Raw genomic sequence first — 16,936 nt, 5'->3', positions numbered from 1 at the left:
AGGGTTATCTGTGTAGGCTGACTGAAGTGAGAGGAGGCTTGATATTATCTGGAGGTTGTTCTTGACCCTGTGGTGTATCTCCCGCAGAAGCACCTCCTTTTCATAGAGGGATTCTATGATCTGCCTTCTCATCATTATCCTCTGAATTCCATCAGAGATCTCAGCTCCAAGTATCTCAAGGAATTCAGTTTTTTCCCGTATTTCATCAGGCTCTAAACCCAGTTTAAGAATTCCCTTAACCTCACCATCGACTGTCATGGGTATTTCAGCGACATTTTCATGCAGTTTAATTTCAAGGAAATCAGGAAGCTTTTGAGGTGGATCCATTCCCCTAGATATTCGCAGGTCAGGTTCAACGCAGGCTGCCGCTGAGCTGAATTCAGGACACCTTATGATGGCATCAAGGACCCTTTCCATGAAGAGACCCGGGTCATCTTTCTCTGCAGATTTAAGTATAATATTCAGGAGCCTCAGATGATTCTGATGTTCAATCATTCTCTTCCTGTAGGCCAGCTGCCTCGCTGCCAGGAGATAATACTGTGAAAGGTGTTTAATCGCCCTCAGGTCTGATTTATGGAAATTTTCACCCATTAGGATGATCTCGGATTTCATATCCCCCGATGATGCACTGAAACGTAGGGTGTCCCCTGAAGCTGAGATTCCATCCACTGAAATTGCCTCAAGTTCTTCAGCACTGAGCCCACCTGATACAAGAAGTTCCCTCCTGTTCTTAAGCCTTATGGCGCCCTTCTCTGCGCCTGTAATCTGGCATGCGGCATCAAGAATGTGTTCTGTGAATTTCTCTATGCTCTCAGCGGAAACCGCATGGGGGTATATCTCACTTAGAACCATCCTGACCCTGAGTTCCTCCCTCAGCTTGTGCTGGGACATTTTGAGTTTTGTTATATCATTGAAGCTCAGCACCACCTGCCCTGAATCTGGAATATCACCCCTGTGGACTATCATCTGGAGAATCCTGTCATCTGCCTTCATCCTGAGGAGAACCCTGCATTTGTCCTGGAGTCCATGGACTTTCTCAAGGTCATCCTCCTGGATGATATCGGCCATGTTGATCCCCTCTGATCTTCCAAAGATCTCTTTAAAGACCCTGTTTGTCCTCAGAATATTGAAGTCCGTGTCTGTAACTGCAGTGGGGGTGGCCCTGGTTTCGAATATTGTCCTGTAACTTTCCCGTGATTTCTCGAGTTTCTTCTCGGTCTCAATGTAATCTGTAACATCCCTCAGTATCTCCACGGCGCCAATGACATCCTCATGTTCATCGTATATTGGGGATGCCTTGATCTGGAAGTGCCTTCCCATGTGTCCCACATAGACCTCGGCGTAGATTGAATTTCCATCCCTTCTGATGTTCCTGTACCTTTCAGGGACATCTTCAGATTTTAAAATGAATTCAAGAAGTCCAGGGGTTCTCTCACCGTAAAATGGAATTGCGTATTCCCTGTCACCCTCGCCCATTATCTCGTCCTTTCTTACACCTGTGAGCCTTTCCATCTCCCTGTTCCAGGCTATAACCCTTCCATCGGTATCAATTGCAAATGTGGGGTCAGGTATTGACTCAAGGAGGTCCCTGAATTTTCTGTGTTCAGTTCTAAGCTTTTTATGGGCCCTGTAGAAGTCCGTCATGTCCCTGACTATGCCCATCACAAAATCCCCTGACCTGCTGAGGGTAACCCTTGTGGGGAAGACCTCGCCTGTGATCCTCCTGTGAAGCCATGTGAATTCACACCTTTCACCTGACATTGCCCTTTCAATAATGGCTCTGGCCAATTCTGATGACTCGCCATCCTTCTGATACTCAGGTGAGAGTTCCCAGAGTGTTTTACCCTTTATTTCGTCCTCTTCTCCCCTGAAAAGGTCCAGGGCTGTTCTGTTACATTCAATTATTTTTTCACCCTTCAGGAGGAATATGGCGTCCCCTGCATTCTCAAAGATTTCACGGTATCTGGATGAGATGGAATCAAGTTTACTTTCTGAGTTGATTCTCCTCAGGGCCTCGGCGGTGCTTGAGGCAATTTCCTTAAGGAATTTCATCTCAGTATCATCGATTTTTCTCATCGCTGAAACCACAAGGTAGAGGGGGTTTTTGCAGTTCTCCAGCTGGATGACAGCAGTTGATCCGCCCTTGCCGGTGTGAAGGCCTTCTCTTAGACTGACATCAGGGATGGCACCTTCACATTCAGCAACACCATCAGGTGTCCTGAATGACGCGTGTGAGTATCCCACATCAACCAGGAGCCTGCATATGTTTCCCATGAGTTCAGATGGATCGGTTGAAACCGCCGCCTTAAGGTTAATTCTGCTTAGAAGCTCCAGGCATCTGTTTGTCTTTCTAAGACGCCTCTCAACCATCTTCTGCTCTGTCACATCCCTGAACATGCAGAAGCCACCCCTGAATCGGGATGACTCCATTATGGTGTGTCCCGAGAGGATCATCCATCTGGTGGCACCATCAGCTGTCCTGAAGCGAATCTCATGTTCCCCTGATGCACCCTTACGGCAGGAATCGAAGATACGCTCCATTGTTTCCCTGTCTCCTGGATGAACAAAATCAAATATGCTTTTTCCTGTAATATCCCCACGTCTGCAGGATAAAACATCAGCCATCCTCTTATTGCAGTACTGTATAATTCCATCTGAGCTGAATATACAGACCCCTTCTCCTGTTGTATCCAGTATCTGCTGGTACCTTCTATTGGCATGGGAGAGGAGTTTCTGCATCTTGTTCTTGTAAAGTGCCAGTTCAAGGGAGTATGCAAGTTCCCTTGAATTGAAGGGTTTCAGGAGATAGGCGTCAGGCTCAACCCCGGATGCCCTCTCAAACATCTCCCGGCTTGAATAAGCTGTGAGGAACAGGAGGGGTACATCAAGAACTCTTTTTATGGCGCTTGCAGCCATTACTCCATCAACCTCTGACTGGAGGACTATGTCCATAAGGATTATGTCGGGTTTCATCCTGAGAGCGGTTTCAATGGCTTCCTCCCCGGTATTCACAGAAACTGCATCATATCCCCATGATTCAAGCAGCCTTACAAGTTCAAGTGCTGTCACTGCCTCATCCTCAACGACAAGGACAGATGGCATGTAACTATATATTGCTTTTCATGATATATTAAACCTTTTCTATTAAAGAAGGATGGGAAGATAGATCATGATTCTTCTGTTCCGTTTTTCTGATAATGAAATACTGAAGCTGTGAAGTAGCCCCCTACTCAAGTTCATATTCAATATTCAGAACCATATCCCTTATCCTCTCAATCACCTCATCCGGAGCGTCCCAGTAGCCCCTCTCAGCTGTTTCAAGGAGTATTTCACCCATCCGAACCGCTGCAAAGGGGTTATTCTCTGTGATCCTTCTCCTCATATCATCATCCAGTATGAGTGTCTTTGCAACATCATCATATACCCAGTTCTCCACGGCACCTGTTGTGGCTGAAAAACCCAGCAGGTGCTCCACACGGTCCTTGATGTTCTTTGCGCCGTGATAATCATGGGCAAGCATCCCGTCAAGCCAGCGCGGGTTGAGGACCCTGCACCTTACAGCCCTCCCTATGACATCTTCAAGGCCCTCAACGTAGAGCTCGTCCTCTGTTGAGTCAACAACCCTCACGCTGCATGAGCCCCCAAGGCTCCTTACGGATGATGTGAGGCCACCCATGAACTCATAGTAGTGGTCGAGGTCGGTCACCTCGTACTCCAAGTTGTCCCTCTCCTGGGCCACAACCTCCACCCTCTGGAGGTTTCTCCTGAACTCATCCCCGGCCTCCCTGACACCTTCAGGGAGGTGGGCGTAACACATCTCCTCCATATAGGTGGATGCAAGTTCATCCTCAGAGTTCCAGCTTCCGTCATCGATGATTTCAGGTAGTCTGCTTGCATACTCTGATGGAGCCGGTCCAAATATCCTTGGGGGAACCTTCACTGGACCGTCCTCAAGGTTGTGCTTCAGGATGTGATTGTCCTCAGGGTCCTCATCAAGGTTCGCGACAGCCTTAAATGCCCTGTTTAACATCTCAATCTGGCTTCCCAGGGTGTCCCTGAATATGCCGCATATGTTAATGAGTACATCCACCCTTGGCCTTCCGAGCTCCTCAAGGGGTATCACCTCTATGTTCTTTGCCCAGGGCCCGTACCTTCTGTTTATACGGACACCCAGAAGTTCGAGAATCATGGATATGGTCTCACCACCGGTCTTGAGGGTTTCAAATCCCCATAGAACAACCGCAACGGTTTCAGGGTACCTTCCATGCCTCTCAAGGTGGTCCCTGAGGAGCAGCTCTGCAGACAGCCTCCCCCTTGTCTCTGCAGAGGATGTGGGTATCTTCATCGGGTCGAAGGCGTACATGGCATACCCTGTTGGGTATGTCCAGGGGTCCCTCACAGGGTCCCCTCCCCTCCCCGGGGGGACATAATTGCCTGAGAGGGCCTCAAGGAGGGATTCTGTTTCCCCTGTGAAGTCGCACCTTTCTGATAACCCCCGGACCCATTCAACATAGTCCCCGGGGAGATCCACATCCCTGCCAAGGAGTATATCCTTCAGCACAGCCAGGGCCCTCTCTTCAATCTTCCACCCTGCTGCGGTGTCCTTAACCTCACTGTAGGTAACCCCCATCATCTCTGCGACCATTGAGTGTATGGATGGGTACTCCCTCTCAAACCTGAGGACCCCCAGGAGGTAGGCTGCCCTCTCATCAATGTTCCACTCAGTATCAATGACATGGAGCCCCCTGGGGATGAGGCGCCTCTTCATCCTGAATATTTCAGATTCAATCTCACCCATATCACCTGTGAGGTTGAGCCTGGATGCCTCCAGCTCTATCCTCTCCCTTAACTCCTCACCCCCCACCTCATGCCACTCCCCTATGAGTTCCTCAAGGTTCTGGTATTCACCGTAGAGGTCAGAGGCCATGAATGGTGGTGATGCATGGGATATGGGGAGTGCATAGGATCTCCTCCTGGCTATGGTTGACTCTGAGGTGTTTCCTGCCCAGTAGAGGTATATGTTTGGCAGGTCCCCGATCAGGAGGTCAGGGTAGCATTTATCCCCGGGCGCAGTCTCCTTTCCAGGGAGAAATTCCAGTGTACCGTGCATCCCGAAGTGCACCACGGCGTCAGGTTCAAGGGACTGGAGGTAGAGGTAGAATGCCAGGTACTGGTGGTGCGGTGGAATGTTACGGCTGTGGTATCCATTGGCGTCCATGAGCCCCCTTGAAGGCTGTATGCAGAGGTAGACAGAGCCGAGTTCAACCACAGGAATTATCATGTCATCACCATCAACCATAACATCCCCCGGTGGTTCGCCCCACCTGGCACATATATCCTCCTTTAGCTCGTCAGGGAGTCCCCTGAACCATTCAATGTATTGATCCGCTGGAAGCCTCACACCCCCACACTGAAGGTATGATGGACTGTTTATTAGACCCTCAGCCATTATAATTTCCTTCAGGGGCTCTTCAGGGAGTCTAACGCTGTAACCATTCTCATGAAGTCTCTTGAGGAATCTCTCGAGGCTCTCAAATACATCAAGGTACCCCGCGCTTCCAAGGTTCGCCTCCCCCGGTGGATAGTCGTAGATTATAATGGCCAGCCTTTTCTCATGGTTTTTTCTTTTCCTGAGCTTCAGCCAGTTTCTGATGCGGGCTGCAAATTTATCCATCCGCCCGGGCACAACCTCAACCACCCTCACCTCACCGAGGTCCGGGTCATCCAGGGTCCTCATACCCGCAGTGAAGACAGGCTCAAATCCACCGTCCAGTTCAGGGAGTGTCACCCCCAGCACCACCTCCATAGGGTTCAGGCCGTTGAGGTCACCCTCCCACTCATCAAGGTCTGTCTCGTAGCCCCTCAGACAGATTAGGTATGGTGCGTTTATTCTCCTGAGAAGTCTCCTGGTTGCTTCAGGGTCGCCTCCGAGGGGCCCCCCGTTGAGCTGAAAGTACTGCATGTTGATGAAGAGGTCCATATCCCCCATGTACTCCTCTATGGCCCTCAGGTTGTTCTCAACATCCGAGAAAACAATGATACAGTTTACCTCCCCATGCAGCCTCGTATAGAGCTCCTCAACCAGTGGCCTTGTATCATCAAAGTGCATCCCCGAGTAGAAGAGCATTCCCACCGTTGGTAGGTCAGGGTCAAATTTTGAGGCCCTCCTGTATGATTCAATGTCGGTGTAGAATCCCCTGAACGGGAGGTAGAGGCCGTATGGGGGCATCTCCACCGGTTCATCATGGGGGACCTCCAGGTCAGTGTATGTGTCAAGGATGAAGAGGATCATGTTCATGAGGTTATCAGGGTCGCCGCCCCCATAGTAGTCCATTATCCTGAACCAGTTCTCAAGGTCATCCCGGATCTCATCCGAGCCAGCTATTCTCAGGATCTCCCGGATTTTCCTTGACTTCACCAGTGAGTCGATTCCTTCAGGGGCCAGTTCAACCAGTCTTCCCAGGTTCAGGCTGCCCATTGATGTGAGGGAGAGTATGTGGTTGCTTCCCCAGACAAGGGTTATGACGGTTTTATCCATCCCATCCAGGATACCTGGAAGTTCCCTGCCTATCCTCTCGTTTCCCCTTATATCCACAAGCACCACGTCCGCCTCTTCAACGTCCCTCTCCAGCTCGTCCATGGGTACAGAGGGGTCCTCATACTTCTCCAGGTAAACCTTCTTTATACTGACGATGTCACCGTGTTCATCCCTTATCTTCATGAGGGCCTCCTTAAGTGAGGCTGTGTTATTTATCGTGGTAACTGCAAGTATCCTCTTCATTTAACCACCTCAGACCATTTCCATTATCCATTGAGACCAGATTATCTGCAACCATTTCAAGGAACTCACGGTCATGTGATATCACCATCAGGGATATTCCCCCAGCCCTGAGTTTATCTATCCACCGGACGAGTCTCTTCATGTTATCAAGGTCCATACCTGTTGTTGGCTCATCAAGCACCAGAACCCCGGGTTTTCTGAATATATACGCTGATATGACTGTCCTCTGTTTCTCACCGCCGCTGAGTGAATGGGGGTGCCTGCCCCTTAGATGATGGAGGTTCATGGTCCTCAGGACACCCTCAAGGTCCTTGCTGCTGTAATCATCCACCCCAAAGGTCAGCTCCCCCTCAACGGTGTCCATGAAGAGCTGGTGGTCGGGGTCCTGCATTACGAGACCAGTGCCGCCATCAGCCTCAATGAATCCACTCTCAGGTTTCAGAAGCCCCGAGATCAGCCTTGCGAGTGTTGTTTTTCCCGAGCCATTGGGTCCCGTTAACCCCAGCACCTCCCCCTCCCTGAGCTCAAGGTTTATACCCCGCAGGCTGAAGTCGTCACCATAGCTGTAGGAGAGATCCGAAACCCTGAGAACAGTTTTACCCTTCCTTTCTGTGGACCTGAAGCCGAACCTTACATCAGGGGATCTCAGGCCATATTTATCCCTGAAATCAGGGTCCATGAGTGCATCAGTGTCGGTATCCTCCACCACACAGCCATCATCCATAACAATTACACGGTCAAATACATCCGGAACCCTGTAGGTCCTGTGGTCTATGAGTATCAGTGTCCTATCCTGCATCCTCTGGAGTACATCAAAGAAGTCATCCGTTGCCCTACGGTCAAGGCTGGATGTTGGCTCATCCATAAGGAGGATGCCGGGGGACATTGAAAGCTGTGAGGCTATTGCAACCCTCTGTTTCTCCCCATCTGAAAGTCTGAAGACGCTTTCATACCTTTTATGTTCCAGTCCAACCATCCTGAGGGCCTCCCCCACCCTTTCATCAACATCAGGGAGTTCAAGGTTTTCAGGTCCAAGGGAGACCTCATCATTGACGTTCAGTGTGAAGAACTGTGATTCAGGATTCTGGAAGACGTATCCCACATCCGCTGCAAGGTCCCTGACCTTGAGATCGGCTGTGTCCCTTCCATTCACCATCACGGTACCCCTGAGATCCCCTCCCATTATGGAGGGCGCCACTGCCGTGATTAACCGTGCAATGGTGGACTTTCCGCTGCCACTCCTCCCTGTGATGAAAACAGACTCCCCCCTCTTAATTTTGAGGTCAACGTCCCTCAGGGCATGCTGCTTCTGATTCGGATAGGTGTAGCTCACATCCTCAAATGAGACCGCATACAGCTGAACCACCGCCGCTGATTAATCCAAGTAACGTGAAAATGGCTCCAGAGACCAGCAGAAACACCGCATCCCTGTAGCTGAAGGTCATATTACCCTCTGCCACCCTCCTGGGGTTGAAGGCCCGTGTCTCGGCTGCAACAGCAACCTCATCTGAGATTTTGACAACCCTTATGATGAGTGGTATTATGAGGCCACGGTATATGAGTGACGGCCTTCTCGCTACCGACAAACCTGAGGCGTTGAGCCTCAGTTTAAGGGAATCCCATATTGATGATGCCTCAATCGCGAGGGCCGGGATGTACCTTAGGGCCACCGTGAGCGTGAATACAATCTCCCCTGGAATGTGGAGGCACCTAAGGGACTCTGCAAGGCTACGTGGCGAGGTTGTGAATGCGAAGAATAACCCTGCAGCCATCAGGATGAAGAACCTTGCAAAGAAGGGACCGAGAAACCCTATGGCGTATTCCATGTTACCTGACGTTAAGAATACTGCAACCACCGAGAGCACCCAGAAGAAAACGATGAATGAAAGGAATGGTGCTGAGGCCCTCAGGGAGCCTGAAGATGCCAGGAGACCCGTGAAAATAGCCCCCAGCAACACCAGTATCCAGAGTCTGGATACCACCACAGAGAAAGCCGCTGCAAGAAGCACGACCAGCATCTTTGATAGGGGATTTATCTCAGCGAAAAAACCTGTCTCCGTGGTGGTGAATGGAGAGAAAACCCTGTTTAGGTCCATCAGACATCCCCTGAATTACTGCTTCATTGCCCCCGCCCTTCTGAGTTCTGTTACGATCCCGTAACCCACCAGTGCACCGAGAACCCCGAGAACAGCCACCAGTAGGGCTGATGCTATGATAAGGATGGGCGCCAGCATGAAATCTGCAAATCCAAAGAGGAATGGGACAGTGAGGATCACAATGGTCTCTGTGAACTTGGCAGCGCCACAGCCCAGGAGAAGAGAGTTTCTGGATGAGTAAACGCCGTAAAAAACCCCTGCAGCAAAATCACCTGCAAGACCCCCCAGGAAGGTTGCAGGTAAAAGCGGGAGAAAAGCCGGCATTATAAATCCGCAGATGATCCCATTCACAAGGCCTATGATGGTGAATGTCCCCACCTTCCCCACACCTGCAAGTCCTATGCTTATAACTATGCATACAAAGAATGCTGATACAATGGACTTGAGGGCGTCCACCGGTGTAAGCGCCGATATACCAAGGATTGTCACCGTCTGCACGATGTACATGAGTGCTATTATGAGACCTAGGAATGTGAGATCAGATGTTGTGAAACTTCTAAACTTAAACAAGAGCGCACCTCCTCAGATAATTATATCATCAAGATAGAAGATCTCTGAATTGAACCTGGAGGCCATATCCTCAAGTATACCCAGGCTCCTCTTCTCAGACTCAGCATTTACAAATACGATTTTCATGTCACCGATCTCCTCTTCAAGCATTCTGAGGTCCTCCTCAAGGTTGGAGTTTATGAACACATTGCACCGTCCATCCGAGATAACAACCGCGGTACATGCCTCCTCCCTGGCGGATTTTGAGACCTCGGCTGCAAGTTTCAGTGCCGGTGTAAGGGGTGTTCTGCCTCCTGCCCTAAGGCCCTCCAGCGCCTCCTCAACCGCCTCCAGACGGGACGTTGGTTCAGCCACAACCGTCGCATCATAACCCCTGAATGCTATAAGGGCTATTCTGTTCCTCTTTTCATATGAATCCTTGAGCAGAAGCCATGAAACTGTCTTTGCAAATTTTATCTTACGCTCCAGCCTCATGGATGACGATGTGTCAAGGACCATTATGTAGAGGGCCCTGGCCTTCCCTACGCGGACCTTCTCCATAAGGTGCTCCGGTTCTATCCTCAACGCGCCATCTGCAGCGGCCCTCCGCAGTGTGGCGTCAACAGCCACGCTCGAAGGCTCAGGGTTCTCCCTTGCACGGACGTACTTTCCTCTTCTACCTTGGACAGCCGGTCCTGCATGGCCCTGAAGAGAGGCTCTGAGGTCAGGGACCCTCAGGTCCTTCCGGAGTCTCCTGTTCCTGTCGATCCCGGAGTCATCCTCAAATTCCCCGTTCAGGATGTTCTCTATGAGTTCCTGTGATAGTTCCCTTTGCCTCTGGAATGGGAGCTGTCTGAGTCTGTGCTTCATTGCAAGGAGTGCAGCCTCCTTAACATCGTCCCCATTCACCCGCCTCCTGCCGTTGAAGGCTGCAAGGGTTCTGGCTGTTCTGGCTGTTATGATATCAGCCCGGTGGGTCCTGATTCCAAGTGCCGATGCTATTTCAACTATCTGGAGGAGCAAATCATCATCCATCTCAACATCGCTTAGGAGACCACGGGCCTCCATTATCCTCATCCTGAGCTCATCCTGTCTCTTTCTGAACCTCGAATGGAATGCCTCAGGGTCCTCCTGGAAATCAATTACCCTCTTTATGACCTTTATCCTCTCATCGGGATCAGTGAGTGCCTCAACATCCACACTTAAACCGAATCTGTCAATTATCTGGGGCCTCAGGTCCCCCTCCTCAGGGTTCATGGTACCTGCAAGTATGAACCTTGAGGGGTGCCTCACAGATATGCCCTCACGCTCAACTATGTTCACGCCCATGGCTGCTGCGTCAAGCAACACGTTGACAACATGGTCATCAAGGAGGTTGACCTCATCGATGTAGAGGATGTTTCCATTGGCCCTTGCAAGTAATCCCGGCTCAAGGGCCTTTATCCCATCATGGAGCGCCCTCCTTATGTCGAGGGTTCCCACCACCATGTCCTCTGTTGCCGAGACAGGAAGGTCAACAACCTCCATTTTCGCGGACCTCACCTGAAGCTTTCCCTGCATCTTAAGTTTTTCCTGGCACTCCATGCATAGTTCAGGCCCATCAGGGTCGCATCCGAACCTGCAGCCGTCAACGATCCTCCTATCAGGGAGTATGTCCCTCAGTGACCTTACTGCAGTTGATTTTCCTGTCCCCTTATCCCCCCTTATAAGGACCCCTCCTATGGAAGGGTTTATGGCGTTAAGGATAAGGGCCCTCCTGAGGAGGTCCTGCCCAATGATGGCTGTGAATGGAAAGTGGTAGTTACCCAAGTTATCACCTTTCCAGGTATTGGCAAGTATATTATTTAATAATTTCTAAAAGATTTTGATATTACTTAAATTTACTGATACAGAGAAAAAGTAATAACATGTTTATTGAGAAGAGGAAGGGGTGGATGGACTTTCATGAAACCTTCTCATAGACCTCCAGTATCCTTTCAATCTGTTTCACTGTACTGAAGGATTCCGCCATCCGCAGCCCATTCTCCCTCATGGATTCAACCTCAGTCATGTTCTCCGGGTCAAGAATCCTGTTTATTCGCTCAGCGATGGCACCGGAATCCCCCGGTGGCACACTGTAGCCTGTCTCAGAGTCCCTGATAAGTTCCCTGAGCCCGCCAGTGGCGGTTGCAATGACCGGTGTGCCGCATGCGAGGGCCTCCAGTGCAACAAGTCCAAAGCCCTCCTTAAGTGATGGTAAAACGAATACGTCTGCAGCGTTCATCCATACTGCAACCTCCCTGTAGGGAACCGGCTCAAAGAATTCCACATCCAGATCCATGGATTCAGCCATTCCCCTGAGGGTTTCCAGATACTCCCCATCAACAGGAGCTCCGAGTATTATGCACTTAACATCATCAACCACAACATCCCTGAGGGCTTCTATGAGGTATGAGACACCCTTGGAGGGTATGATATTCCCCACAAACAGGATTATCCTTTTATTTAAGGGTAGACCGAGCCTTTCACGGCATCCATCCCCATGGAGGGGCCTGAAAACCTCTGTGTCAACACCCATGTTGATGATGTGCACCCTTTCCCTGTCAACGCCGAATTCCTCCACGACCTTATCACACAGGTCCCTGCTGACGGCGATGACCGCTGATGCCCTCTGGAGGACGAATCCTGAAATCCTGAAGAGAATGGAATTCCTCCCTGCAAGATTATTCACATCACTGCCATGGACTGTTACTATGAGGGGTTTTCCGGTGAGCCAGTGGCATATGAGGCCTATGAATCCAGTGGGGAACAGGTAGTGGGCATGAATCACATCAAATGGTTTCCTTATGGAATACCAAAGTGACCTCAGGAGTAGGGATCCATACTTGTATATAAGGCGGGGCAAACCCTTTCTCTGATCAGTGTTTGCGACTACGAACTGTCTGATGCCTGTATGCCTCCTGAATGCATCAACATGAACCTTAACGAAACCACCAAATGATTTGTTCCTTTTGCTGGGGTACATGTTTGATATCACAAGAACTCCATGCACCAATGTAACACCTCTTTTTATATGTAAATGGAATCTCAGCAAATCTTTATCTTTTTATATGTAAATGGAATCTCAGCAAATCTTTAATATTCAGATGGTTAAAGCTTCCGCAGGCAGCGGGGCATGAATCCCATAAGAACACGTTTAGTATACTAATCATTCATGCTTAAGAACCTTTCCAGGGATTCCAGGGCCCTTAAACGTTCTCTTCCATCAATCTTAGCATCCTCAAGGGCAGATCTGAGGTATTCGACTGTGCAGTCATATGTCTCACGGTCAACAGGGTAGGGGTATCCGTCCTTCCCACCATGGGCATAACTGTATTTGACAGGGTCCTTCCAGTTTGCCCTCTCACCATAGATGAGATCAGCAACAAGGGCCAGTGCCCTGATCTTCCTGGCCCCGAAGCCAGAGAGCATCACAAGTTCCTCATAGTTTCCTGGCTGGATCTCATATGCCCTCTCAAGGACCGCCATATCCCTTTCTGTGAGGTCCACAGGGAGAACCTCATGACGGGCGGGCATGTCCAGGACATTGAAGTCAAAGAGTGTCCTCTGCCCTGTGAGGTACCTCCTGATGTGGGCCGGGCCATCACACACCAGGTCAACACTCACATCCCTGGCACCGCGGCTGAGGGGTGATGTCATGTCAAGGACCTCACTGCGGGCCATATCAGATGATATGCCGCTGTGGGGTGACTCAAGGTAGTCCCGGACTTCAGAGCCGAGCCAGTGGTACCTTCGGGCGTATCCACCATCAGGGTCAAGGCCCTGCTGTACAACAGTCCATTCACCATCGGCGTCAACAAGGAACGTGTGCTGATAGAGGCTGAAACCGTCCTGTATACAGTTACCATCCACCCTGGCAGCTATTCTGCTGGAATAGATCAGGTGAGAGGAATCCAGGTCAAAGAGTTTCCCTGCCGCCTCAAGTTCCACTGGTGTCCGGCGGGAAGTCCTCCCCTTACCACCTGCAACCAGTATACCGTGCCTTTCAGGGTCAAGGGCTGATTTTAGGGCCCCGCAGGTTGTGGTGGTTGTCCCCGAGGAGTGCCAGTCAAACCCGATGATGCAGGAGAAAGCCTGAAACCAGAAGGGGTCCGATATCCTTGATATGAACTCAGAGGTCCCGTACTCCTCAATTATAACCTCAGCTATGGCACCTGAGAGTTCAATCATCCTCCTCATGAGCCAGGCAGGTGGATGACCACCATGCAGGGGGAGGTTTGCAATACCCGTTCTTCTCATTCAAGACCACTCAAACGATTACTTCACGCTGAACCTGAAGAGGCACCTCTCTGATCCATCTGCAATATGGCCAAGTGCCCTGAAATCACCTGGAAGACCACTCCAGTCAAAACTCAGCTTGAGGATGGCCTCACAGTTGAGACAGAAACCAGGATTCTTCCCTGCATCATCAATCCATGGACAGTTTTCAAATTCAACGTAGACATTCTCATCATCCTCAAGAAAACCCACCCGGATATTGAAGTTCCCAAATACATCGGCAACCCATGCAAGGTAGGCCTCAAGGATATCTTCATATGGGGATTCCTCCATATATGATTCAAATCCAGGTTTAAGTTCAGATATGATTCTATCCCTGAATATTCCCGATAGCAGTTCCCTGATCTCGTCCCTGTCGGCGTCAGGTGAGGGCATTGCATTGAGGATGAAATTGTAGAAGTCAGAGATTATCCTCTTCCTCATGACTTCCATTTCCCTCATGGCCGACCTGTGCCTGTATATAGCCATCTCAATGTTGGCGTTGAGTTCAGTTGATTTGAAGGGCTTTACAATGTAGCCATAGGGTTCCGTTATCTTTGCACGCGCCAGCATCTCCTCATCGGCGTAGGCTGTGAGGTAGATTATGGGAATGTTGAAGCGGTCCCTTATCTCCCTTGCGGCCTCTATCCCGTCCATTTCGCCCTTGAGCACTATATCCATGAGGACAAGGTCCGGTTCATGTATATCACTTGCCCTTATGGCGTCCCTGCCTGTTGAGACGGTATCCACCACCTCATGGCCCATTGTCTCAAGTTTGTGTCTTATACCCATCGCCACTATGGCCTCGTCCTCAACAACAAGAATTCTTGCCATAAAATCTCCCCGAAGTATAATAATACAGATGATCCTCAATCACTCTGGAATCACTGAAACTTAAAATTTGATGTGAAATCTGACCTTTAATCCGCTGTGGCGGTTTAAAAGCAGCGCATGGAACCTAAAACCTTTTAATGTACTCAACCTCACGGAATTTCACCGTGAACCTCGCGGGCCTCTCTATCTTGAGTTCACCATTTATCTGATCAACAAGGTTCCTCACAATCCTAAGACCCAGAGTGCCTGTATTTTCAAGGTCAAGGTCCTCTGGCAGTCCAACGCCGTTATCTGAAACGATGAGGGTGTAAAGGTCACCATTTCTGCGAACCTCCACCGTGATCTCACCTCCGTCATCAGGGAATGCATACTTGATACTGTTGGTTACAAGTTCATTGATTATGAGGCCACAGGGGATTGCTGTTTCGATGTTAAGCATCACATCAGCCACCCGCACTCTCGCATCTATCTCACTTCTATCTGCACCGTATGAGTCAAGGAGGTCAGTGAGAAGTGTCTTGATGTAATCTCGCAGGTTGACCCGTGACAGGTCCCTTGATTCATAGAGCTTTTCATGTATGAGTGATATGGCTTCTATCCTGTGCTGGCTATCCATGTAGAGTTCCCTGAGACGGGGGTCCCCTGTGGTGGATGCCTGTAGCATCAGGAGGGTTGAGATTATCTGGAGGTTGTTCTTGACCCTGTGGTGTATCTCCCTAAGGAGCAGCTCCTTCTCCCTGAGGGATTCTCGAAGACGCTTCTCCACCGACTTTTTATGGGTTATGTCCATGAGGGAGAGGAGACACTTCTTGCTTCCAGGGATGGTTACGGTTGTTGCAAAGAAGTTCCTCTCCTCACCCTTTCTGTTACGGAGTGTGAGCTCAAAGTTCTTTGGTATGACCTCAGGGTTAACTGACATTAGCCTGTGGTAAGCCTCTATACGCCCGGCATCAGAGGGATCCACAAAGTCCGTGAGCTTCATGTATCCCTGTATTTCCCCCTTGCTGTAACCAGAAAACCTTTCAAAGGCACTGTTTGCAAGCTCTATTACCATATCACTGCCACAGATAACTGTGAGGGTACCTGTATTCTCAAATATTACCCTGTACTCCTCCTTACTGGCCTTAAGTTCCTTTTTAATTCTCTTCTGGGCCGTGATATCCTTACCCATAATGTATATGAGTTTCTCGTCATCCACCTCAACCGATGTTACGGATACGTCGAGTGTGCGGCCCCGAAGACCCACAGTGAACTTCATATGGCCACCCTCGCAGTCCCCCATGAGCCTTTTAAAGTCCTCCTCACTGATCCATTCACCGATGTTTCTGCCGGTTATGTCCTCAGCAAATGATTTCAGGAATCCCGCTGCAGCGGGATTAACATCCAGTATTGTGCCGTCGGGCGAACAGATGAATATGGGGTTACCTGATTTCTCAAAGAGGGCCCGGTACTTCCTTTCACTCTCTTCAAGGGCTCTCTGAGCCTCCCGGACCTTTCTCTCCTCTTCTGCCTGCTGAAGGGCTCTCCTGAAAGCCAGTGGTAACTTTGAAAGGTTATTTTTGAGCACGTAATCTGTTGCCCCTGACTTCAGCATCTCAACGGCAAATTCCTCCCCTATCTTTCCGCTCACAAATATGAAGGGGATATCATATCTCTCCCTCATTATCCTCAGGGCTGATACACCGTCAAAGTCAGGGAGGGTATGATCAGCCAGGATGATATCCGGCTGGAATTCCTCAAGGGCCCTTCTGAAGGAGTCCTCACTGTCAACTGTGAGATGTTCGAAGTCTATACCATCCCTCTCAAGCTCCCTTATGGCCAGTTCAGCATCAAGGGGGACATCCTCAAGGATCAGAACCTTAACCTTTTCTGACATCGGAAATCCTCTGAATATGTGCCATGTAGACTACTCAGGGGGCTGATTTATGATCATCCAGTAGAACCCCAGGGTTGAAACCGCATTTATGAATTCATCGAATTCCACAGGTTTGCTCACATAGCTGTTAACACCTAGCTTGTAGCTCTCAACTATATCCCGGTCCTCCTTGGATGAAGTCAGAACCACCACCGGGATTCTGGATGTGCTTTCATTTTTCTTAATCTCCTGGAGAACCTCAAGCCCATCAACCTTGGGCATCCTCAGGTCAAGAAGTATGAGCTTCGGCAGGTTATCAGGGTCCCTCTCAGAGTAGGATCCCCTTGCGAATATGTAGTCAAGGGCCTCTGCACCGTCCTTGACCCAGTGAAGCTTGTTTGCGAGGTTGTTCTTCCTGAGTGCCCTTATTGTTAGTTCAGCGTCTGTCGGGTTGTCCTCAACAAGTAGTATATCTGCATCTGTCATTATCCCACCGCCTTTGGAAGTGTGAAGTATATTGTTGCG

Annotated in this window: 11 protein-coding genes; all 11 read right to left on the bottom strand. The window is 49.9% G+C overall.

What is annotated here, in order from left to right:
* On the bottom strand, window positions 1-3,102 hold a 3,102-nt coding region (locus ACPLJI_RS08110), incomplete at its 3' end, for a PAS domain S-box protein (RefSeq protein WP_424741230.1).
* Window positions 3,103-3,226: 124 nt separating this feature from the next.
* Entirely contained in the window at window positions 3,227-6,781 is a 3,555-nt protein-coding gene (locus ACPLJI_RS08105) for a cobaltochelatase subunit CobN (RefSeq protein ID WP_424731242.1), read from the bottom strand.
* Entirely contained in the window at window positions 6,747-8,147 is a 1,401-nt protein-coding gene (locus tag ACPLJI_RS08100; protein WP_424731243.1) for an ABC transporter ATP-binding protein, read from the bottom strand. The genes ACPLJI_RS08105 and ACPLJI_RS08100 overlap by 35 nt, the downstream gene beginning before the upstream one ends.
* Window positions 8,119-8,877 carry an energy-coupling factor transporter transmembrane component T family protein gene (locus ACPLJI_RS08095; protein WP_424731244.1) on the bottom strand — a complete coding sequence of 253 codons (759 nt, stop codon included), beginning with the start codon at window positions 8,875-8,877 and terminating at the stop codon, window positions 8,119-8,121. The genes ACPLJI_RS08100 and ACPLJI_RS08095 overlap by 29 nt, the downstream gene beginning before the upstream one ends.
* Window positions 8,878-8,892: 15 nt before the next feature.
* Window positions 8,893-9,447: a hypothetical protein gene (locus tag ACPLJI_RS08090; protein WP_424731245.1), complete on the bottom strand. Its 555-nt coding sequence runs from the start codon at window positions 9,445-9,447 to the stop codon at window positions 8,893-8,895.
* Between the two features lie 12 nt (window positions 9,448-9,459).
* The gene (locus ACPLJI_RS08085) at window positions 9,460-11,235 is read right to left on the bottom strand and encodes a magnesium chelatase subunit D family protein (RefSeq protein WP_424731246.1); all 1,776 of its coding nucleotides are present in this window, start codon (window positions 11,233-11,235) and stop codon (window positions 9,460-9,462) included.
* Between the two features lie 133 nt (window positions 11,236-11,368).
* On the bottom strand, window positions 11,369-12,457 hold the full coding sequence (locus ACPLJI_RS08080; protein ID WP_424731251.1) for a glycosyltransferase family 4 protein: 1,089 nt from the start codon (window positions 12,455-12,457) through the stop codon (window positions 11,369-11,371).
* A 152-nt stretch (window positions 12,458-12,609) separates the two neighbouring features.
* Window positions 12,610-13,704, bottom strand: coding sequence for a DUF763 domain-containing protein (locus ACPLJI_RS08075; protein WP_424731247.1), 1,095 nt, complete (start codon window positions 13,702-13,704; stop codon window positions 12,610-12,612).
* An 18-nt stretch (window positions 13,705-13,722) separates the two neighbouring features.
* Window positions 13,723-14,556, bottom strand: a complete 834-nt coding sequence (locus tag ACPLJI_RS08070) for a methanogen output domain 1-containing protein (protein ID WP_424731248.1) — start codon at window positions 14,554-14,556, stop codon at window positions 13,723-13,725.
* Window positions 14,557-14,680: 124 nt separating this feature from the next.
* Window positions 14,681-16,432, bottom strand: coding sequence for a histidine kinase dimerization/phosphoacceptor domain -containing protein (locus tag ACPLJI_RS08065; RefSeq protein ID WP_424731249.1), 1,752 nt, complete (start codon window positions 16,430-16,432; stop codon window positions 14,681-14,683).
* A gap of 30 nt (window positions 16,433-16,462) precedes the next feature.
* Window positions 16,463-16,897, bottom strand: coding sequence for a response regulator (locus ACPLJI_RS08060; RefSeq protein ID WP_424731250.1), 435 nt, complete (start codon window positions 16,895-16,897; stop codon window positions 16,463-16,465).
* Between the last annotated feature and the right edge of the window lie 39 nt (window positions 16,898-16,936).

Source organism: Methanothermobacter sp. (assembly GCF_049720995.1).
Taxonomy (GTDB): domain Archaea; phylum Methanobacteriota; class Methanobacteria; order Methanobacteriales; family Methanothermobacteraceae; genus Methanothermobacter.
Note: the sequence above shows the minus strand (reverse complement) of the source record. Positions and strands in the feature narration are given on the sequence as shown.